The 19,941-nt window shown below is 46.5% G+C and carries 22 protein-coding genes and 2 tRNA genes; 3 read left to right on the forward strand and 21 right to left on the reverse strand.

All coding sequences use genetic code 11. From position 1 onward, the window contains the following. Nucleotides 1-170 (forward strand): IS3 family transposase (locus BLS14_RS18635; protein ID WP_143021565.1); only part of this gene is annotated, 170 nt, incomplete at its 5' end. Nucleotides 171-300: 130 nt separating this feature from the next. Here BLS14_RS18635 and BLS14_RS18640 read toward each other — a convergent pair. Beyond that, nucleotides 301-783, reverse strand: a complete 483-nt coding sequence (locus tag BLS14_RS18640) for a NucA/NucB deoxyribonuclease domain-containing protein (RefSeq protein ID WP_079696176.1) — start codon at nucleotides 781-783, stop codon at nucleotides 301-303. Between the two features lie 112 nt (nucleotides 784-895). Next, the gene (locus BLS14_RS18645) at nucleotides 896-2,044 is read right to left on the reverse strand and encodes a sensor histidine kinase (protein WP_090953417.1); all 1,149 of its coding nucleotides are present in this window, start codon (nucleotides 2,042-2,044) and stop codon (nucleotides 896-898) included. A gap of 303 nt (nucleotides 2,045-2,347) precedes the next feature. On the opposite strand from BLS14_RS18645, the gene BLS14_RS18650 reads away from it, so the two are divergent. Then, a complete protein-coding gene (locus BLS14_RS18650; protein WP_053784205.1) occupies nucleotides 2,348-2,536 on the forward strand; it encodes a DUF6199 family natural product biosynthesis protein in 189 nt (62 codons plus the stop codon). Between the two features lie 144 nt (nucleotides 2,537-2,680). After that, nucleotides 2,681-3,883: an MFS transporter gene (locus BLS14_RS18655; RefSeq protein ID WP_090953419.1), complete on the forward strand. Its 1,203-nt coding sequence runs from the start codon at nucleotides 2,681-2,683 to the stop codon at nucleotides 3,881-3,883. A gap of 72 nt (nucleotides 3,884-3,955) precedes the next feature. On the opposite strand, the gene BLS14_RS18660 is transcribed toward BLS14_RS18655, so the two are convergent. From BLS14_RS18660 to pyrF, 19 genes are all read right to left on the reverse strand, one after another. Then, nucleotides 3,956-4,285 carry a DUF1904 family protein gene (locus BLS14_RS18660; RefSeq protein WP_063567881.1) on the reverse strand — a complete coding sequence of 110 codons (330 nt, stop codon included), beginning with the start codon at nucleotides 4,283-4,285 and terminating at the stop codon, nucleotides 3,956-3,958. Nucleotides 4,286-4,456: 171 nt separating this feature from the next. Continuing rightward, nucleotides 4,457-4,579, reverse strand: coding sequence for a sporulation protein YjcZ (locus tag BLS14_RS18665; RefSeq protein ID WP_079696179.1), 123 nt, complete (start codon nucleotides 4,577-4,579; stop codon nucleotides 4,457-4,459). Nucleotides 4,580-4,695: 116 nt separating this feature from the next. After that, the gene (locus BLS14_RS18670; RefSeq protein WP_176854624.1) at nucleotides 4,696-5,376 is read right to left on the reverse strand and encodes a hypothetical protein; all 681 of its coding nucleotides are present in this window, start codon (nucleotides 5,374-5,376) and stop codon (nucleotides 4,696-4,698) included. A 171-nt stretch (nucleotides 5,377-5,547) separates the two neighbouring features. Then, nucleotides 5,548-5,718, reverse strand: a complete 171-nt coding sequence (locus tag BLS14_RS32660; RefSeq protein WP_157258415.1) for a hypothetical protein — start codon at nucleotides 5,716-5,718, stop codon at nucleotides 5,548-5,550. Nucleotides 5,719-5,799: 81 nt separating this feature from the next. Beyond that, nucleotides 5,800-7,356, reverse strand: a complete 1,557-nt coding sequence (locus tag BLS14_RS18675) for a hypothetical protein (protein WP_072734467.1) — start codon at nucleotides 7,354-7,356, stop codon at nucleotides 5,800-5,802. Between the two features lie 238 nt (nucleotides 7,357-7,594). Beyond that, nucleotides 7,595-8,017 (reverse strand): hypothetical protein, encoded by a 423-nt coding sequence (locus tag BLS14_RS18680; RefSeq protein WP_063567878.1) that lies wholly within the window; start codon nucleotides 8,015-8,017, stop codon nucleotides 7,595-7,597. A 139-nt stretch (nucleotides 8,018-8,156) separates the two neighbouring features. After that, nucleotides 8,157-8,354 carry a hypothetical protein gene (locus BLS14_RS18685; protein WP_063567877.1) on the reverse strand — a complete coding sequence of 66 codons (198 nt, stop codon included), beginning with the start codon at nucleotides 8,352-8,354 and terminating at the stop codon, nucleotides 8,157-8,159. A gap of 187 nt (nucleotides 8,355-8,541) precedes the next feature. Next, a complete protein-coding gene (locus BLS14_RS18690; protein WP_090953422.1) occupies nucleotides 8,542-9,774 on the reverse strand; it encodes a beta propeller repeat protein in 1,233 nt (410 codons plus the stop codon). Between the two features lie 23 nt (nucleotides 9,775-9,797). Then, nucleotides 9,798-10,166 (reverse strand): hypothetical protein, encoded by a 369-nt coding sequence (locus tag BLS14_RS18695; protein ID WP_072734468.1) that lies wholly within the window; start codon nucleotides 10,164-10,166, stop codon nucleotides 9,798-9,800. 243 nt (nucleotides 10,167-10,409) lie between these two features. Further along, a tRNA-Ile gene (locus BLS14_RS18700) sits at nucleotides 10,410-10,483 on the reverse strand. Between the two features lie 56 nt (nucleotides 10,484-10,539). After that, nucleotides 10,540-10,613: transfer RNA gene (locus BLS14_RS18705), tRNA-Met, on the reverse strand. 71 nt (nucleotides 10,614-10,684) lie between these two features. Continuing rightward, nucleotides 10,685-10,849 carry a hypothetical protein gene (locus BLS14_RS32665; RefSeq protein WP_162842468.1) on the reverse strand — a complete coding sequence of 55 codons (165 nt, stop codon included), beginning with the start codon at nucleotides 10,847-10,849 and terminating at the stop codon, nucleotides 10,685-10,687. 132 nt (nucleotides 10,850-10,981) lie between these two features. After that, nucleotides 10,982-12,436, reverse strand: a complete 1,455-nt coding sequence (locus tag BLS14_RS18710) for an ABC transporter substrate-binding protein (protein ID WP_063567874.1) — start codon at nucleotides 12,434-12,436, stop codon at nucleotides 10,982-10,984. 21 nt (nucleotides 12,437-12,457) lie between these two features. After that, on the reverse strand, nucleotides 12,458-13,321 hold the full coding sequence (locus BLS14_RS18715) for an ABC transporter ATP-binding protein (RefSeq protein ID WP_063567873.1): 864 nt from the start codon (nucleotides 13,319-13,321) through the stop codon (nucleotides 12,458-12,460). 2 nt (nucleotides 13,322-13,323) lie between these two features. Further along, nucleotides 13,324-16,230 carry an ABC transporter permease gene (locus tag BLS14_RS18720; protein ID WP_090953424.1) on the reverse strand — a complete coding sequence of 969 codons (2,907 nt, stop codon included), beginning with the start codon at nucleotides 16,228-16,230 and terminating at the stop codon, nucleotides 13,324-13,326. Beyond that, on the reverse strand, nucleotides 16,230-17,345 hold the full coding sequence (locus BLS14_RS18725; protein WP_072734471.1) for an efflux RND transporter periplasmic adaptor subunit: 1,116 nt from the start codon (nucleotides 17,343-17,345) through the stop codon (nucleotides 16,230-16,232). Before BLS14_RS18725 ends, BLS14_RS18720 begins: the two co-directional genes overlap by 1 nt. Continuing rightward, complete coding sequence (locus tag BLS14_RS18730) at nucleotides 17,308-18,246, reverse strand: ABC transporter ATP-binding protein (protein WP_240321573.1); 939 nt, start codon at nucleotides 18,244-18,246, stop codon at nucleotides 17,308-17,310. Before BLS14_RS18730 ends, BLS14_RS18725 begins: the two co-directional genes overlap by 38 nt. A gap of 271 nt (nucleotides 18,247-18,517) precedes the next feature. Then, nucleotides 18,518-19,159, reverse strand: a complete 642-nt coding sequence (gene pyrE / locus BLS14_RS18735; protein WP_062326374.1) for an orotate phosphoribosyltransferase — start codon at nucleotides 19,157-19,159, stop codon at nucleotides 18,518-18,520. Beyond that, nucleotides 19,156-19,896 (reverse strand): orotidine-5'-phosphate decarboxylase, encoded by a 741-nt coding sequence (gene pyrF / locus BLS14_RS18740; RefSeq protein WP_064636479.1) that lies wholly within the window; start codon nucleotides 19,894-19,896, stop codon nucleotides 19,156-19,158. Before pyrF ends, pyrE begins: the two co-directional genes overlap by 4 nt. Nucleotides 19,897-19,941 lie beyond the last annotated feature (45 nt).

The following is a 19,941-nucleotide window of genomic DNA, read 5'->3' on the forward strand; positions in this document are numbered from 1 at the left end:
TTGGCATTATGAAGTCAGAATTTCTCTATCTTAATGAGTTTGAAAGTCTAGATGACTTCAAGCAAGAACTAGCACAATACATCGATTACTACAATGACAAACACATTAAGTCAAAATTAAAAGACATGAGCCCGGTACAATACCGAATTCATGCCATACAGGTTGCATAAAAATATTTGTCTAACTTTAAGGGGTCACTTCAATCAACGTCTGGTTTTATTTTTGCCTTTTACTTTACACCACACTCTTTCAAAGCCAAGGCATTTCTCCATCAATTACTTTCTCATTCATAGTCCGTCGTTATTTCACCACAAACTTTACTCGTGTTCCATCCGGATATGTACTTAGCTGGTTTCCCACCCATGAGCCTGCACCACGATTATCTTTGGGACTAATATATTGGATATCCGCACCCGCTCCGCCTTCCGCACACATCGCCATTGGCCATTCATCCCGATCTTTCCCCTTTTTGACCGGAACACCTTTGAGGGACAAATCCCGATTACCTTCAGCTCCACTGCGATCAATGGTGCATACATCCGAATGTCCTGCCTTGATGGCCTTCTTGATATGATTGGCCGTTTCGGGATAGCGCTCGGCCGGGAATGTGATGGTATGATCTACGCTCCCCTTGCTTCCTCCAAATTGGGACGGTATATCCAGAGACCATTCTCCCCCAACCCATGCATAGAGAGCTACCATTAACATGGCCACCAGCGTCAATATCTGCTTTTTAAATCGTTGCTTGCCCTTGCTCCTTTTACTTCTGCGTCTTTTACTCATGCTGTTTCTCCCCCATTCAACACTTGCATTATACCAGAACGCCAGTTCGCTAAACAATATAAAAAAACATAAAAAAACAGCCGACACTTCCCGGCTGTTCGTTCTGTATAGACTACCCTACGTTAGGAATCGCCTGTTGTCGAAGTAAAGGCAAGGTTACCTCAAACTTCGTACCTTTCCCCTCGGTACTCTCCACCGAAATTTGACCATCCATCAATTCGAGCAACTCTTTGCAGATGGTGAGTCCAAGTCCGCTGCCGCCAAATTTGCGTGCATGAGAGATGTCTGTCTGCGTGAATGCTTCAAACAATTGATTGATTTTATTATCTGGAATGCCAATGCCGGTGTCATGTACAGTGAATACCAGAATAACGGTATCCCCTCGCCGCTCCTCAACGTCCATCTGTAATTGCACTTCACCTTGTTCCGTGAATTTAATGGCGTTGCTGAGCAGGTTATCCAGCACTTGTCGGAGACGCAGAGGATCACCTGTGAGTACATCAGGAGTAGTCAGATCCGCATGACAGAGCAAGCGAATTTGTTTATTCTGCGCCGCAGGTTCATGCGTTTTAATAATCTGTTGAATCAGCTTTAACGGCTGAAATTCGATTTGCTCCACTCTCATTTTCCCTCTGCCCAGCTTGGCCATATCAAGACTATTGTTGACAATGTTCAGAAGAGCCTCCCCTGACTGGCGCGCAAGCTCCAGGTACTCTTTTTGCTCCTCACTGTTGTCACCCATGCCCACAAGTTCGATCATGCCCATAATCCCGTTCAGCGGCGTGCGAAGTTCATGGTTCAGCTTCCCAATGAACTCCAGCTGTCCCCTACTGTTCATTTCTGTCAGCGAAGCTGCCATACGTAACTGCTGCTCAGCATATTTTCGCTCCGAAATATCGTATTGAATCCCTACAAAAAACAAACATTCCCCTGAATCATCGAAAATCGGATCAATATTCAGTTCATTCCAGAATTTCTGTCCATGCTTCGTATAGTTTAGAATCTCTGTCTTGATCGACTGATGCTTCTTCAATGCTTCGCGAATTTTCTGTACGGTTTCCGGATCCGTATCCGCCCCTTGCAGGAACCGGCAATTCTGTCCAATCGACTCTTCCGCACTATATCCGGTTAATTCACTAAAATATTCATTTACATACATTAGCGGAAAATCAGGCAAGGTAGCATCGACTACGGTCACGGAAGATTTAATCTTAGAAATTATAAATTCCCATTGTATAGCGAGTTGATTGTATTTAGTCATGCTTCCTCCTTCATCTCACCAAACTTTGTTGCGTTGTGTTCATGCTCCTAATGCAGCTATCGATAACCCGATGGTATGTGATTATATAAAAACAATATAATTAATTGTAACATAGTTATTCAAGCCATGTGTTCCTTGGGTAATATCTGATTAATACATTCACAAAACTTATCATGTCATCAGGAGGGTCACTCATGAAATTTTTATTAATCGTTATTATTATTATTTTGCTTGTTTTCTTCTTCTCCAGACGTAAGCGTTAATTTTGAGCCGGTCATGTAAAATGAGGAAGGAAGATCGGGTATGAGAACCCTCTTTTTTATATTCATGACACTTTGTATCATTAATTTGTGCTTCCCGAAATTTGGCTGGTACTTGCGTTATGGCTGGATTTCTCGGGGAGAGGCTGAGCCCAGCAGACCGTATATGGCGATGACCAGAATGACCAGTCTGTTGATGCTGCTTATCGCTTTTACGCTAGTTGTGGCTTGAATTATAGAAACCAGAACGGCAGCTATCCCTTGGGACAGCTGCTTTTTTGCTGCTTCAATGACGGGAAAATGACAACTTTGTTTGTGGTGCGTTTGCAACGATACCCGTAATATATAATTAACGTTGTGGAAAGGACACCTTAGCATGAACATCGCATTTTATCCATATTGGGCTGCCAAAACGCTGCTTTCTCTCATTAATGTTATATATATCATGGTTATCACGACGTTTATTTACGGTCAGACCGGGTCTGTCCTTTACGCTGCGCTGTTTCCATTCATTCAAATGTCAGCTCGTATCGTCGCAGGGTTCACTGCACCACTGCTTGTGAACCGTTTCGCATTCTCCAGGCTGATTATTAGCATTCCTTTAGCCAAAACATTGATGATAACCGGAATCGCCATCGCATTTACCGATCTCACTGCTCACATTCCTCTTCTGCTGGTGGGAATAGCGATCCTCTCGTTCCTGGACGGATGGGAATCTCCATTAATAAACACATTAACTCCACGATTGGTTCAAGGAGAAGATCTGGTGAAGGCGAATAGTTTTCTCTCATTCTCTACTCAGACCGTGACGATCATTGGATATGCGATGACAGGATTCATCGTTATGCACTGGGGGGCTTCACAAACATTCTGGGCGGCTACAAGCTTATCCTGGGCTGTCCTGCTTCTAATGATTACGATCAGTTCACTTACCCGCGATATGCAGGAAAAAGTCGAGAAATCCACTTCCAGATGGGATGTATTAAGGGAAGGTTGGCTTATCCTTTGGAAAAATCGATCGTTGCGCCTGATAACGTTCATGGATCTGGTTGAAGGTCTTGCTGGCTCCATCTGGATCGGTGCTATCACGCTTGCTTTTGTGAAAGAAGCTTTGGGCCAAGAGGAAGGTTGGTGGGGACTTATCAACTCCAGCTATTCTGCCGGCACCATTCTTGGGGGAATTCTGGCCATCGCCTTGGCCACTCGCATACAAAAGCACTTGATCTCCAGTATGGCCATAGGTTCTCTTCTCTTCAGCTTACTGACCATCGCATACGGTTTAAACAGCCTTCCTTGGCTTGCTCTGTTATTGTGTATGCTTATGGGTCCTGCTTATCAGATCCGCGATATTGCTCAGCAGACGGCTTTTCAGACCCGTGTGCCCATCGAATCACTGACCAAAGTAAACGCAGCACATGGAATTATTCTCTCAGCTTCCATGAGCATATCTACGGTAATCTTCGGTCTGATTGCTGATCAAATGGGGATTCGGCTAGTATATTTGATTGGCGGTGCCTTATTCATCGTATCCTCCCTGTGCTCTTTCCGGTTAAATCGAATTAAAGAGCAAAATGATTGAATCAAAAAAAGACGAGCACATATCTGCTCGTCTCTGCTGCATCCGAACATCATCGGTGCAGCCATTTTATTCTCAATCCAATCGGTAATCTGTCAACGGCTTGCCTTGTTTATAATACAGCGCTGGTGACAGTATATTGAAGAAAATATGCACATCAGGCAAATCCGCTTCTTCCAAAATAACCTGCATTGAGGAAGCGATACGATTATGAATCTCCTGATCACGTTGGAACATCAAGATCTCTACTGAAGCCGGAGAAGGAGTAAGGGCTTGTACGTCATGACGCTCTGCCTTCATTCTCTCCCGCGGGATATTGGTAATCAACGCAAATTGCTCCGTGATGCGAGGTACAACTTCCTCCAGCTGAGGTCCTGTGAATCCTTTAAAACGAATAAACGGCATTGCTATCCCTTCAATCTCTATTATTAGTCTCTTATGTGATTTTAAGCACATTGTTTTCGGTTGTCAAATCTCTTTCATCATATCATTTTTTTCATAGAAACGCAGAAAAGCCCCGCTGAAGTCTCAGCGGAGCATACACGCAACCAGGGTCTCACCTTGTTCTACAGCGGCTTACAGCCAGAAAGATTTAGTGATGATTACGAGCAGGATGAAGAGTACGAGAATTGCGCTTGTGGAAGTCCATCCGCCAAATCCACCAACATTGCCGCCACAACCGTATCCAACTTCACTCATTTGATTGGCCTCCTTTGAATTTCAAGGTATGCCATAACATATGTCGATTCTAACATGAATGACCGGGCTATACGGCAAGCTAACCGGCCCAATCATTGTGTATTCTGTTAGTTGAATTATGCCGAAGGAATGACTTGGATGTTGATGTTCACATCATTTCCTGATACTTCACGATAGAAGTCTGCTGTATTTTGCTGCTCCAGGACAATCAAACGAGTACGTGTATCGTTTCTGGACGCCAAAACCACTTGACCATCCGGGGCAATACAATAAGCGATTGGAATTGAAATTTCACTGTTACGATATGAACCGTCCGCATGGCTGGTCCCCATAACAATGCATTGATTTTGTATCGCCATCTGCCGCGCTTCTTCAACCCACTCTGTATACTGCTCTTCACTGAACATCCCCACACCAATGGAATGCATAATCAAATCCACTCTACCAATATTCTCGTTGCGAAATCCTTGCAGTACCAGTTCGTCACATAACAATGTGCTTATGGTCCAGTCCTGTTCCTTAATTACCTCAGCAGCGGTATACTTCGCTTTCTCCAATACAGTCTCCCCAGCCTTGTTAATAATGATCGCACGGTCCTTGGGACGTTCATCCAACCTGCGATGACCTGATACAATCATCGTTCCATATACAGCCGCCAGACGGCTAGCCTCTTCCACGTTCTGATTCAGATAGCCTTCAGGAAAGAACAACACATCCGCTTCTGGATGTTGTTTCAATTCCGCTTCCAGCTGCAGCAATTGTTGTTCCAACCTGGGTTGTCCAATAATAATCTTCAACGTTTATCCCCCATTCATGAATAAAAGCCGGTTCATACCTGTATCAGGTATGAAACCGGCTTAAAGGTTGTACACGCAGGATTCCTGCTCACCGCACTTCGCTTCAAGAGTAATTGTCTTTGGCATATCGTTACGTCTAACAATTACTTTTACAGTTTAAATGATATGTAGTTAGGAATTTCTGTGTTCAATTCTATCATAAATCTCCTGCCCGTCATAACCTCGATCTGTGGCTATATCTTTGGCAAAAAGTACCATATCACCAGTCGCAGCTGAATTTGCGCCCAACGCTCCCACAACCGCCGCAAGTGGATACAGCAAAATGGTCAGAACCTTCTTCATGTACTCATCTCCTCTTCCGTATACAGGAAATTTTTGTGTGATCATCCTAATAATACGATGAAAAGAAGTAAGTTTCAATCTTTATAGACACTCGAAGCTTTTCAACAAATCTATTGCTTCCTCATGATCAGGTTCCAAAGCCAGTACTTTCCGTGTGTAAGCCAGTGTTTCTTCTTCCAGTTCAAGTTCATAACAACACACAGCCAAGTCGTACAGCACAGCTGAGTTCTGTTTTCTCGAATCAGTACCTAACGACAGCTCCAGAAATCGCTTGGCGTCCTCATACATATACATCCCATATAACAGCTGACCTACAAGAAACGCCACATCTCCTAGCCGCTCCATTACATAATATGAAGACCACATGATGTGGATTCCAGACTGAATATCAAGCATTTCCTCATCGCTTGCATCCGGTAGAAGGTTCGAAATCCGGTTGGCACTATGAATCAAAAACTCAGCATCATATCCGCCCAGACGCCAGAACGGTATAATCTGCTTCAATTCCATCCGCTCTACCTGATGATCCATCCATTCTTTCATACTGAAGAAATCATCGGGTCCAAAACGTTCAACAAATCGGTGATACGCCAGACGAGTGTTTATGTACCCCAGTGGTTCGTCCACCATCAACATACATCCAACGTTCAGATCTTTATAATGATGTGTTGTGAAACGAGTGTGGGCTCCTTGCTGTTCCAATACATATTGAATGGCATGATAATTTGCCGTTAAAGAAAAACTTCCATGAAGTACAAATTCAGGAGGCTCGGCAAACTTCCAGTTGTCCAGTCGATGGTCACCTTTGTCCGCAGTAATTAACACATATCCTGAATCTGATAACCTATTCAATCGTTCGAGACAGGACAGACCGATTGCCGGGAACATAATGTGCGAATCCTCCAACTCTTCCTTGTACAGAGCGATAAGCCCTTGATACGGATAGTCTTCTGCACTGTACTCAGGTGCACGGCGGTATTCATAACTCAGTATCATGTTTTTCAGCAACTCGGCAGGCTCCGAATGAAGAGCAGATTCTGGAGATTGGAGGAGTATGTCACACTCGTATATCTCACCCTCACCGACATAAATTAATTCCTGTGGAATGCTGTCAAAAAAGTAATTGGCAATCAACAGCAAAGGTTGCTTCAGATCGCCCGGTCGAATAACTGTATCCGCCACTACCAGATTCAACTCGGTGTCCTCTATCGCGTCAAAACGTGCGAAATCCAGTATTCCTTGGTCAATAAAGGATTGCATGGACGGATGCTCTCTCCAGCCCAATACATTATCTTCGACCAGATCGGTCATTACATATCGAAAAGCTGGCAGCTGCACGCCTGCAAAATCTTTCAACTCTGTCAGTTTGAACAGAATTTGGTGCGCCAAGCGGCCTACGCCCGCTCCAAGTTCCAGAATGGTCACTGTCTCGGCCGTCTTTCCTTTGCTGGCGAGATCTTGAAGAAAACCAAAAATCATCTCGGCATACGCCATTGCAATCATGGGGTTACTCGTAATATATTGCGGAACCTGATTCTCGGTCCAAGCGTGCAGCCCTTTCTGTTCATAATATGCCCGCTGCCAGTCCCATACCGGAGCTTCACTGAAGCGGAATCGTTGTCCTTCGTTTTGCATCATTGGTTGAAAACCTGCTTTCCATTCATAATTTCATCGACATTTCGGAATTTCCATTCCATCTTCTCATAGACCGTTCCCTTAATCTCTAACGCATTATATCATAAACGATGCCTGATCCAATGAAGTGCTAAACCACACTCCTGTAAAATAGAAAAAACCTGCCTTTCTCAAGGCAGGCAATGCTCGTTAATACATTTATACTCCTTCTATAACGAACTGTTGGCAAGGGCGCTCAACGTTAGTCCGAATATACGGCTCCATCAAAGTTCTCAGGTCCTACACGGATCGTACCCAGCAAGTTAGAGCTGATAAATGCAGTGTACGTCAACTGAGGTGTTATTGGTGGATTGAAATCATCCGCTGAGAACGTAATGACCTGAGGAGCCAGAATGCTCAAGCTGAACGTAGACGTTGCAGAATAGATGACAGGATCCGTTGCTAAGGTCCCTCTGACAATTGTTATCGTTACACCTACGAGGGCTAATGGAAGCTGCACTGATACAGTTCCTTTGAATTGTACCCGTGGGTTTGCACCAGCACCAGCTGTTTGCAGACCAATCTGACCAAACAGTTGAGGAGTATTGATTACGAGAATCGGGATAGCAATGGAGTTCGCCAAACTCGCATTCTGCGATGTTCTAGCATCAAGAAATTGACTCATGAAATCTACCTCCTTCTGTCGGGGATATGATAGTATATGTGAGATTTGAGATATGGCATGGACAGACACTGATATTTAGAAAAAAGGGCATATGAAAAAGACACTGCCCGTATTGCTACGGTAGTGCCTCCAGAATTTCTTAATCGAAGTTATGTTCGTTTTTCTCCAATCTCTCTTTTAATAATCGAATCTCTTGCTTCAAACCTGAGATTTCCTCCCTTAAACCAGATCTTTTTATTGCCATTGAAAACACAGCATATAAAATCAGACCTACCAAACCAATGAAAATAAATATAGTTAAAATCCCTACAAAACCCACAGCACTAGCACCATTCATAACTTTAAATTGTCACCACCTTTATAACATATATTTTAACAATGATACCATATATTTATTTTATCAGCTTTGTTTGCAATTTCGTTAGCATTCGCCTGCCATAAAAAAGCTCTGCTAGCATTATGCTAACAGAGCTTTCTCACAGTGAATTATTAAGTAATTCCCTCATCACTTTAAAGTAATCTAATCAACTTCCAAAGTAAACGTCCAATTTTCCAGTGGGCGGAGTGGTTGCCATCCAAACTGCAGCCAAATTATCGGGAGCATACGTTGTAGCGGTGATATAATCACCAATTAATACGGTAGGCACCGGTGAATTGCCGTTGGGGTTAAACGAAGTCGTTGTGAGTCGGCGATTCGCAAAGGTAGCTCCTCCGTTAAACGATTCAGCAACAAACACATCTAAAAGAAACCCGTCAATCTGATTGGAATAATAAATAACCCTTACAGTTCCTGTGAATGGCGATACAGTAATGGAGGGAAAGAAATTTTGAGAACCAACAGGGGCTCCAGTAATGCTTACGGGATCTGACCATAGAAGCCCATCCGGTGAGCTGCATAGGAAAATGTCGGTGTATCCATTCCGCGCATCATTCCAGGTTGCATAGACTTTACCACTAAAGGTTCCATTGGATATGTCAGCTCCCAAGCTCAGGTTCGTCTGCACGCGAAAAGCATAATTCGTGACAGGTAAAGGAGATGGGGCAGGGACAACAGAAGCAATCCATGTGGATTGTCGTTCAATTGGCGGCTGGAACGTAGCCCCTCCATCGTAGGAGATGCGAAGCAGTGCGTACGGACTATCCGGCCCTGTAGTAATATATCCTGCATATACCTCACCAGTAAAACCTATAGCTATAGAACTTCTGTCATGGAAACCTCTTGGGCTTGAAATTCGGCTCGGAATCTCCCACGTTGTCCCCTGATCTAATGACCTTTGCAAAAATGTGGACGAAGCCAATGTAGCAAGAGGGGTGTACCCCACATACGCATTCCCCCGATAAGGGCTTCCAGGTGTTCGATCCACTGCTATAAACGGCTCATCATTATGAACGATAAGGCCATATCCCTTGTTCACAAACACGGGAGGAGTCCAGGTCACTCCATCATCCAGGGATGTGTAACTGATGATTGTACCGTCATTATCACCGTTAAATATGTGAACTGTCACTATAAACGTACTCGGAAATGTGTAATCAATGGTTGGTGCTTCAGCGCCTGCATACCCGGCAGGCTGCTGCATAGTTGTCGTTGACCATGTCTGTCCACTGTCAGTAGAACGATAAACGCCGATAAGTGTAGGTCCTGTACTTGTGTCAACAGCAACCGCACACATGATATTCGGAAGTAACTCGTTGGAAGCAATCGAGGGTTCAAATTGGTTTCCACCGAGTGCTCCTGTGATATTTACAACGGGCAAGTACCTCATCTCCATTCCAAAGATTAAGGAATATTCGTAAACCGGTCAATTAATATCATTTCTGACTGTAAAACACGTTGAATAATATTACCTGTAGAATCAATACCATATGCATGAATAATCGTACTTGTAGCACTAAAGAAATCTGCTTGGACTTCATAAAATGCTGCATCGTTTAGAGCATAAATCAAGGTCCGAGATGCCTGGGGGCCTACTTGAAATAAATCGTGCCCAATTGGAATTCTGGCATTTTGAGTAGTGTCCCATTTAAACACTTCTATCTCTATATTTACAGGAATATTAAGAGAATCATTTAAACAAGTCACAAGAATCTGAGTAGCCACACTTCCACCTGTTGGCGAATTGTAGATCAACCCTGTAGAGTTTGGCAATCGAACTATCCCTCCTCTTTGAACCACAGATTAACTACACTATTTGTACGCCCCTATCATTTAAAGTAGTACGGATTCTTTGTTGAAGGGGAAATACAACAAAAAGCCTTGATGAAGCAGCAACGAATGATGATGCTCATCACCATCGAACTTTTGCAGGCTTTATTCCAAGGCTCAGTTAATATCAGTTTTGAGTTTATAACAATAGAAAAAAACCCTTGCTACGCAAGGATTTCGAGAGAATGGGCCCTACAGGACTCGAACCTGTGACCAATCGGTTATGAGCCGACCGCTCTAACCAACTGAGCTAAGGGCCCTGAACAAAAATGTATAACGTTCAGATGATGGCTGTGAATCATCCAGTAAAACTAAATTGCGGGGGCAGGATTTGAACCTGCGGCCTTCGGGTTATGAGCCCGACGAGCTACCGGGCTGCTCCACCCCGCGTCAGTAAGAAATATTAAAACAGCGACTTAATTAATATACACCATACCTGCCCCACATGTCAAGGGGTAATGTTAGGGAATGAAGCGAACGCCATACCGCCCCTTTTTTGAACGATATACTTCCACTTCAGCTGGCTCGTTATGACCGTAAATCCAACCATCCTGCTCCATCCGTTTTGCAAGACACCCTGCCTGAAATTTGGTTGTATACAATTTGCTGAAATATACCCAGTGCATTCCACTCGTCCTTTCTTGAAGTCATCATTCATCCCTGCTTTTGTAGAATACCCCAATTCCATAAAAATAGCCGCCGAAGATATAAATCTCCAGCGGCTGCATCTATGATTTTTTTACAAGATCATCTAACTTTTATTGAAATGTGGCTTTAGGGTTCTTTTTCAATTTCTCCAGCATCTCGTTCCCTTTGGCTGCCCATTCACCAAGCGCTTCTTTTGGTGTTTTTTTGTTCGCAAGAACTTGATTGAAGTATTCCATACCCTTGTCACTTACTTGCCACAGGTTCGGCATTTTTTGATACATTTTATCCAAGTTCGTATTGGTCGGAGGTATAGGTTTCAGTGTATAGAACGCCTGGATATTGTAATCCAAGCCATCCTTCGGTTTAATAAAGCTCTTCCGTGAAACCATCTCATAACTGCTGCGAGCTTTGATTTTCGCCCAGTCTTCACTGTTCATATACTTAATCAATTCCCATGCATCATCAGGGTTCTGAGCTGAACTATTAATGGCCATAAGATTGCTCAGATAAATGTTGCCTCCGATTTCAGGAGCCTCCGGATGAACTGGAGGTGTAACAACATCCCAGTCTACCTTCGTAAAGTCTTTCATTTTATCTGCATTTTTATTGGCATCAATCAACTGATTAATGTAGCTGTAATCTCCAATCACCATGGCTGTTTTGCCACTCAGGAACAGATCACCCTGAAGCGGATTATAACGTCCACTCTCATCCTGACTATCCTGCGGTTCGTCTCCTTTAGGGATGACTTTATCTAAGGCGAGCTTGCTTATCGTGCTCCATACTTTCTCCCATTGAGGAGAATCTACAGTCATTTTTTCCGCTTTGTCATCAAAAATTTTCAGCTGCAAAGAGTTATAATACTGGGACATCGTATAGTATGGAGAACCGCCTTGATAGGTACTGAAAGAGAAACCAAATACATGGTCTTTTCCTTCACCTTTGGTAAGGCGTGTACCCAGGTTGAAAATATCATCCCAAGTCATATTATCCGTTGGAGGCTCCACGCCTGCTTTCTCAAACATACCCTTGTTATAGAACAAAGCGGAAGAGGAGAACGTTGGTGTCAAAGCGTAGATGCTCTGATCTCCCAAATCCTTAATTCCTTCGAGAACACTTGGCACAATATCCGTAGTATCAAACTTGTCTTCCTGCATCAGTGGGTCCAGTTGTTTCACCATGTTTTCCTGAATCAACGACTTGACTGTCGCCGTATCCGCCACGATGACATCTACCGGGTTATCCCCTGTCATAATCTTCTTCAAGCTTTCCATCGTATCCGGAATGTCCTTCTGCTCTTCCTGGTTACCATAGCCATACATGCTGCCCTGATCTACCGCAGGTACAACTTCAATCGTTATATTTGGATGTGTCAATTCAAAAGCATCGGTAAACTGCTGACGGAAATAGCTGTCATCCTGGCCACCCCATAACGTCGCTACACGCAATACACGCTGCTCGTTATCCTTGGACTCACTCGCTGTACAACCCGCAAGCAGCGGCAATGCCAGACTAGCTGTAGCCAACACGGCCAGCACTCGTTTTCCCCAAAACCTGTTCTTCATCTCCCAATTCCCCCTCTAAAATTATCTTGGCGGTGTAATGACAATACGTTCACCGTCAAATTCCAATGTGGCACGATTATCAATGGACAGCGCCTCCAGATACTCCTTGGGCACCTGAAGTCGTCCCGCCCGGTCGATAATGACAAAAGCTTCATGAATATCCGGGGCTCCTGCCTCCGATAAGCCATGTTCGTCATCCAGATTCGGATTACGTTTCACAAACTCGGTGCTGGTCAAGCCGTCCCGAATCGCCACGATCCGGTCCACCTTACCAGCAAGGGTTAGATCATGAGTAACAATCACAATCGTGACCCCGAGTTCCTTGTTCATTTTACGAAAAATGCCCATGATGGTATCACATGTCTCTGAATCCACCGAACCTGTCGGCTCATCGGCAAGCAGCAGCTTGGGGCGATTTGATAGCGAGATGGCAATCGCTACCCGCTGCTGCTCACCACCGGATAATTGATGCAGCTTGTTGTGCATCCGATCCTTCAGTCCAACCCACTCCAGCAGCTGCATGGCATATGCGCGATCGCGCTTGCCTCCCAAAATCATGGGCGTTTCCACGTTTTCCAGTGCTGTAAGGTATGGCAGCAGGTTACGGCCGTTATTTTGCCAAATGAACCCTACGGTATGACGTTTGTACTCCACCAATTGGGCGTCTGTCATTTTCAGCAAATCCCAATCCCCGACAACGGCTGTACCGGCTGTTGGACGATCAAGTCCACCCAGAATGTTGAGCAATGTGGATTTACCACTACCACTGTTACCGATAATGGCCATCATTTCACCTTGATTGACAGTCAGATTGAGACCTTGAAGGGCAACGACTTCCACATCGCTGGATTTAAAAATTTTGACAAGTCCTTCGCATTGGATCACGTTTACCTCTCCTCTCCCATTTTGACTGCCTGGTGAACACGCAGCCTGCGGATTTGCCACAGCAGCATCGTTGCTCCAATGATCAGCATGACCACGGTCACGCCGTACAGTTGCAACATATCTTTCTCTTCAAATACAATTCGGAACGGAGGTACCTGTGCGGACACATTATCTGTCGTTTGCAGGAAGGGCAGGAACAGACGGCTGGATACCTGACCAATGCCAATACCGAGAATGATGGACAGACCCGCCGTGAACACCTGCTCCAACAGCAACATACCGCTCAATTGTGCCCGGGATAACCCCATCGCCCGCAGGACACCGAACTGTACTACACGCCCGGATAGATTGAAGAACCAGTACAGAATGTATCCGATCAGGGAAATAATCACCGAGACAAGGAATCCGAGACTCAGTATGCCGAACACCCCGCCTCTTGACGGATGTTTGCCCTGGGATACCAGCTCTGTACGCACATCGCGCACAGACGATAATTCAATGCCTTCAGCTGCAAGTTTCTCCATCAAAGGAGCAACTTTGGCATCCGGCTCCATCTTCAGCCAGACCTCATATGGAATCAGAGGCACCTGATCATAGATGTAATCCAGATTGGCAATGAAAAACGGCATTTGATCCGGGTACTGGGCAGGCCAGTAAGGTATAATGCCAAACACAACAAATTCAATCGCCTGACCCTGTACACCAATGGAGACGAGGTCTCCGGTTTTGAGCTTGAATTTGTCTGCAAATTTGGAAGAGATCAATACGGCCCCTTCATATTTTCCAAGCAAGTCAAGGTACTTATAAGGATGAGCCGGGAACAGATCGTTGCGGAACCACGCCACTTGGGCAAAATCCACATTGTCGATCCCCACCAGCATTCCCTGTCCACCTGATTTGCCAGAGACAATAATGTTGCCTTTCGTTTGCAGCACTCTCGCTGCATGTTCGACACCATTCAGGCTGCGGAACACTTCAAAAGGTGGCTCGGAATAGATCATCTTCGTGGGTTGTGAAGTACCACCGCCCCCACCTGATCCACCTCCGCCGCCGTTACCGCCGCCTCCAGAACCACCGCCACCGTTTCCTCCACCCTGTCCACCGCCTGAACCTCCGTTTTGTCCGGAACCCGTTGGCTTAACCTCAGGTGTGCCTTCCCATACCGTCTGCATAATAACATCCGAACCATAGCGATATAACGTGCGCTCGGTTGAGTTCAGATCAATGGTACGAGCCGCCGCCGAGTTATACACACCGAGTCCGAGTGTCAATACAAGCAGGATCATCAAAGGATAATAAGAAGATGATGAACGTGAAAGCTGCGTCAGTGTCAGATACAGTGGAACCGGGAGAAACTTGCGCCCGATCAGCTGAATCAACTTCAAAATCCACGGGAACAACCGTAAGAAGAACAGTCCCAGTGCAAAGATCGCGAGTGCCGGTACAAAGAACAGAAACGGCTGTACCTGAAGCTGATCTGTCGTCATTCCGGTCTGGAACGTCAACATTTGCCGTTCATAGAACAAGTAGTATCCATATCCGGCGAGCCCCAACAGCGCGATATCCAGGAACCAGCGCTGCCATACCGGTGCACGATCTGTTCGTGCTTGCCGCCGCTTAGCCGACACAATCGTGGCCCGCGCATAGGTTACTGCCGGAATGAGCGAGGCTATGATTGCCACCAACACGGCGATAAGGCCGAGCAGGATGGCTTCTTTTGATATTCCGATCGGAATGGATTTCCGATCCACGAACGACAGAAATCCGCTCGCTGAACCGATGCTTTTCGCCATAAACCATCCAAGAAACGGGCCAATGACAAGAGCAATCGCTCCCAGGAATATACCTTCAAGCAGATAAAGAGAGAAGATCTGCCGGGCAGAAGCTCCCCGACTGCGCAGAACCGCAATGTCACTCTCCTGCTTCTGTAACGACTGTCTGGCATTCATGGCAATAAAATAAAAGACCATCGCAATCATCGGTGCTGCCAGTGTGAACAGCATGGTCTGCAATTGCAGACTCTGACTGCGGAATTGTTTCAGCAGATCCCCGAAGGTGATGTCCACTTTCGTATCCTTCAACCGCTGATACAGATCGATATCCAGCCTTTCCAGCACAGAGGTCAATCCCGAGAGCTGGCTCGTTTGAATCTCTTTCAGATCAAATGCATAATACCAACGTGAATTCTGAAGAGGGATCCCTTTTTCCTTTAACAAAACATTATTAAATACCGATTCATCCACATATAGTCCGTTCATCATACCGTCAAATCCCTGTACCCAATACGGGCTGCTAGGATCATCGGCTTTGAAAGAACCTATAATCTTCACACGCAACGTAATATCGAGACCGCTGTAAATTGGATATTCCAGAACATCTCCGATATGCAGATCGTTACGATACATGCCCTCTTCCAACATGACCGCTTCAATCGTATCGTCCTTGACCTGGTTGCCCGGCTTCACTCCCGCAGAATAATTAACCTGTGCATCCAGGCCTGTCATCGTCCCCAGACTCATGCTGCGGACCCGGCTGGCATCCACTTTCGTTGGGTCTTCCGGGTTCACTTCCGTGCTGCGGATGGAACGGGAGTTCACATACGTATGAAAAGGAAATCCAATGTCACGGGGCACATCCTCGCGAATATATCGATCCACCTCTTCCAGACCACGTGTGTCTGTCTTCACACCACCAGGTGCCTGGTAACTCATGAGCAACGAGCCGGCTGGCAGTCCCTCACTGTTATCCTGCAGCGTCTGGGCCACGACCCGCTTCAGCGCACCATCGGCATACATCGGAATACTAACGGTGAACGCTACCGCCACAATCAGTCCGATCAGTGTGCTGAACGTCATCCAGCGAGTGTTCCACATTTTGCGGAACAACAGTCGAAGCAATGGCAGCCCCATTAGCGGCCCACTACTTTCTGTCCAACGGTCAGACCTTTCAGAATCTCCACATCCGTGGATGTCTGCTGCCCAACTTCTACGTCCACTTCACGCTTGCTTCCATCACTCTCCACCACTTGCACGTACGTTCTTGAACCGATGGAGCGCAGAGCGGATACTGGAATGACAATCGCGTTCTCTGTTCGCTGCGTGACAATCGATACCGTTAGAGGTGTACCGCGTTCAACCCCTTTGGGCATTTTCGCCAGCGAGACGATAACATATTGATCCAGGCTTTCTTTCGCTGGAGGCGTTCCGCCTTCCCCCGAACCTCCGCCATTACCACTTCCAGTACCCGATGCTTGGGCAACAGGCATCACTTTAACTTTGCCAGCCACTTTGCCTGCGCCATTAATGTCCACATCCGCCTTCATGCCAGCCGAGAACTTTTCCAAATCTTCCTTGGCAAACGTAGCTGCGACAACCAGGTTGGATGTATCTGCTATGGTCGCAATCGGGTCATAAGCTTTGACAGCCGCACCCTTCTCCACCTGCACAGCAATGACTGTTCCACCGAATGGAGCGGTCAAAGTGGCTTTACCCAACTGATCCTCCAGATCGGCGAGTTCCTGACGAAGTTCTTCAAAGGCAATCGTGGACTCTTCGAACTCTACCGGGTCCATCTCATCCCGTTTGCGAAGCGTTTCCTTCATTTGCACTTCCGATTTGCGAATCTGCAGGTTTTTGGCCCGGATTTCCTTTTCCACGCTCTCTACATCAAGAACAGCGAGAAGTTGACCTTTTTTCACTTTATCCCCTGGTTTTACATTCAACTCTTTGATATGCATACCGTCCAGCGTAAAATACACCTTTTCTTCCCGCTGGCTCATCATCTTGCCGCTTCCGCTTACTTTCTTCTCCAGCGTCTCTGTCCGAACTTCATATTCCGGCTTCTTGGAGATCGTTGGCGGTGTAATTGGCGGAAGTACTTCTTCCTCTGTCTCAGCCGGCAGCAAAGAGCAGCCGGACATCGTTGCAGCCACTATCGCACTAAGCACAATAAGCGCTGCGCGTTTCCCCCTCTTCGGAGCGGCCCCTTTACTTGATAAATCTGCCGTCCGCCATTTCATAAACATGGTCCGCAACCTCCAAAATCGTAGGATCGTGTGTAGTCATACAGATCGTTACTTGTTCAACTTCAATAATATTGCGAAATACAGCCATAACCTGTGCTCCCATTTTGGAATCGAGTTCAGCTGTCGGCTCATCCGCGAGCAATAATCTCGGTCTGTGGGCTATCGCCTTGGCGATGGCCACCCGCTGCTGCTCTCCCCCGGACATCTCGAATGGACGGTGCTTGACCCGTTTGGTTAGTCCGACCAGATCCAGACAATGACCTACCCGGTCCTTCCATTCCGAACGCGGCACGTCCGCCATGCGCAGCGACAGCTCTACATTTTCCCAAGCAGACAACAAGGGCATAAGCGCATACGCCTGAAAAATAAAACCAATTTCTCTGCGCCGCAAAGCGGTCCGCCGCCGGTCTCCCCAATCCTGAAGAGGCTGGCCGGAGAACAGAATGTCTCCACTGGATGGCTGATCCAGCCCACCCAGCATATTGAGCAGCGTCGTTTTCCCTGAGCCCGACCGCCCTTTCAACATCACCAGCTGTTGCGGGTTCACTTCCATATCGATGCCTTTGAGCACATGAATAATACGGCTACCCGTCTGGAAACTGCGATGAACATTGCGAACCTCCAGCACAGGTCCTTCATATGGAGGCAACAGATCCTTCTTGGAGGGCTTGGACTTCACTTCAGGTTCAGCTGCTGCAACCGCAACTTCCTCTTGGCTTGTTTCATTGGTTATGTCGTGCGGGTCGATGGATGTATTCTGCGGTTCACTTATGTATGCCGATTCCTCCTGCCCGACTGGTTCCTGCTGCTCCGTGAGTCCGACCGCACTGTCCTCGCCTGACTGGCTCTTGGCAGGTCTGATTTTGGAAAATAAATTCTTCATGCCAGCAATCACGCTCATCCTTTCTTCATATCCCGTTCACTTCATCAAGACACTAAAAATAGAAATCTATTCCATACTACACTGCATTATAAACGACGGATCACAACTAAAAGTTACAAGCTTTTTACAACGTTCCAGTGAAAAAGTTAATATTTTGATGAACAAACGAAAAAAGCACCCCAAAGTGCGGGATGCCTCTTGAATATTCAATGTATTTGCCTCTATGGCGGCAATCATTACAATTTTGATACCGTTCACAATCAAACTGTTCAGTCGGGTGTGAATGATATTATTTACCAAATGAAGAAGGATCTTCACGCCAGGATTTGAGCAGTTCAAAATCACTCTCCTGGATTGTACCCTCAGCCAAAGCCACATCCATCAGAGCTGTGTAATTGGACAGGGTTTGCAGCGGAATTCCCGCTTCTTCAAAAGCTTTAATGCCTTTGTCGAGCTGATAGCTGAAAATCGCCAGTACAGCCAATGGGGTCGCCCCGGCTACACGTACTGCTTCAGCGGCTTTGATTGAACTGCCACCTGTCGAGATCAGGTCTTCAATGACAACAACCTTCTGCCCCTCAGTGATCAGTCCTTCAATCAGGTTCTCTTTGCCATGTCCTTTGGCTTTATCACGAATGTATGCCATCGGCAGATTCAGCTTTTGCGCCACCCAGGCAGCATGCGGGATACCCGCGGTTGCTGTACCTGCGATGACTTCTGCATCGGGATATTGATCACGAATGATCGCAGCAAAGGCTTCAGCAATGTCGTTACGAATCTCGGGATAAGACATCGTTAGACGGTTATCACAATAGATTGGTGATTTGATGCCGGATGTCCAGGTAAATGGCTGCTGCGGACGCAGCGCCACCGCTTTAATTTTCAACAGTTGGGAAGCAATATGGTTAGGAATCTCAGTAAGTTCGATCATGCGTTCAACATCTCCTTCAAAATGGTTTCTGCCGCTTCACGTGGATTGGGAGCGCCCGTAATTGGTCTGCCTACAACAATGTAATGGCTGCCTCTGGCAATGGCTTCACCTGGCGTCAGGACACGAGTCTGGTCTCCGAGGCCACTTCCCGCTGGGCGGATGCCTGGTGTGACCGTGTGAAAATCACTGCCACAGGCTGCGCGGATCGCCGGTACTTCCAACGGGGAAGCAACGACGCCATCAAGACCTGCCTCATGGGCCAGTCCTGCATAACGGACTACTGCTGCCTCAACGCTGCCCTGGATGCCGATCTCGGCATTCATCGTTTCCTGGCTGGTACTGGTCAGCTGGGTAACCGCAATAATCTCAGGTCTACGCAAGGATGGGTCAGCAGCCAGAGCCGCCTCAGCACCTTCACGAGCAGCACGCATCATGCTTGTACCACCAGCTGCATGCACATTGAACATATCCACTCCCAGACGGGTGATGCTTTCAGCACCCCCACGAACCGTGTTTGGAATATCATGCATCTTCACGTCAAGGAATACCGAGTACCCCTTCGACTTCAGCTCGCGAATGAAGTCCGGGCCAGCGGCGTAGAACAGCTGCATGCCCACCTTCAGATAACAGGGAATGCCTTCGAGGGCCTGTACCAATTCCTGTGCTTGCTCTGCTCCGGGATAATCGAGTGCCACCATCAGACGGCCAGCCATTTCGTTGAAATTCGGGTGATTCATATTCCAGCGCTCCTTCCAAAAGCTTGATTTTTCCGTTTTTTGCCC

Source organism: Paenibacillus sp. OK060 (genome assembly GCF_900101205.1).
Classification (GTDB): domain Bacteria; phylum Bacillota; class Bacilli; order Paenibacillales; family Paenibacillaceae; genus Paenibacillus; species Paenibacillus marchantiae.

What these genes read in the sequence shown, in the direction of transcription:
- BLS14_RS18640 (WP_079696176.1), bottom strand. Translation starts at nt 783, where the DNA reads ATGAGTAAAAGACGCAGAAGTAAAAGGAGCAAGGGCAAGCAACGATTT.
- BLS14_RS18645 (WP_090953417.1), bottom strand. Translation starts at nt 2,044, where the DNA reads ATGACTAAATACAATCAACTCGCTATACAATGGGAATTTATAATTTCT.
- BLS14_RS18650 (WP_053784205.1), top strand. Translation starts at nt 2,348, where the DNA reads ATGAGAACCCTCTTTTTTATATTCATGACACTTTGTATCATTAATTTG.
- BLS14_RS18655 (WP_090953419.1), top strand. Translation starts at nt 2,681, where the DNA reads ATGAACATCGCATTTTATCCATATTGGGCTGCCAAAACGCTGCTTTCT.
- BLS14_RS18660 (WP_063567881.1), bottom strand. Translation starts at nt 4,285, where the DNA reads ATGCCGTTTATTCGTTTTAAAGGATTCACAGGACCTCAGCTGGAGGAA.
- BLS14_RS18665 (WP_079696179.1), bottom strand. Translation starts at nt 4,579, where the DNA reads ATGAGTGAAGTTGGATACGGTTGTGGCGGCAATGTTGGTGGATTTGGC.
- BLS14_RS32660 (WP_157258415.1), bottom strand. Translation starts at nt 5,718, where the DNA reads ATGAAGAAGGTTCTGACCATTTTGCTGTATCCACTTGCGGCGGTTGTG.
- BLS14_RS18675 (WP_072734467.1), bottom strand. Translation starts at nt 7,356, where the DNA reads ATGATGCAAAACGAAGGACAACGATTCCGCTTCAGTGAAGCTCCGGTA.
- BLS14_RS18680 (WP_063567878.1), bottom strand. Translation starts at nt 8,017, where the DNA reads ATGAGTCAATTTCTTGATGCTAGAACATCGCAGAATGCGAGTTTGGCG.
- BLS14_RS18685 (WP_063567877.1), bottom strand. Translation starts at nt 8,354, where the DNA reads ATGAATGGTGCTAGTGCTGTGGGTTTTGTAGGGATTTTAACTATATTT.
- BLS14_RS32665 (WP_162842468.1), bottom strand. Translation starts at nt 10,849, where the DNA reads ATGCACTGGGTATATTTCAGCAAATTGTATACAACCAAATTTCAGGCA.
- BLS14_RS18710 (WP_063567874.1), bottom strand. Translation starts at nt 12,436, where the DNA reads ATGAAGAACAGGTTTTGGGGAAAACGAGTGCTGGCCGTGTTGGCTACA.
- BLS14_RS18720 (WP_090953424.1), bottom strand. Translation starts at nt 16,230, where the DNA reads ATGGGGCTGCCATTGCTTCGACTGTTGTTCCGCAAAATGTGGAACACT.
- BLS14_RS18725 (WP_072734471.1), bottom strand. Translation starts at nt 17,345, where the DNA reads ATGTTTATGAAATGGCGGACGGCAGATTTATCAAGTAAAGGGGCCGCT.
- BLS14_RS18730 (WP_240321573.1), bottom strand. Translation starts at nt 18,246, where the DNA reads ATGAGCGTGATTGCTGGCATGAAGAATTTATTTTCCAAAATCAGACCT.
- pyrE (WP_062326374.1), bottom strand. Translation starts at nt 19,159, where the DNA reads ATGATCGAACTTACTGAGATTCCTAACCATATTGCTTCCCAACTGTTG.
- pyrF (WP_064636479.1), bottom strand. Translation starts at nt 19,896, where the DNA reads ATGAATCACCCGAATTTCAACGAAATGGCTGGCCGTCTGATGGTGGCA.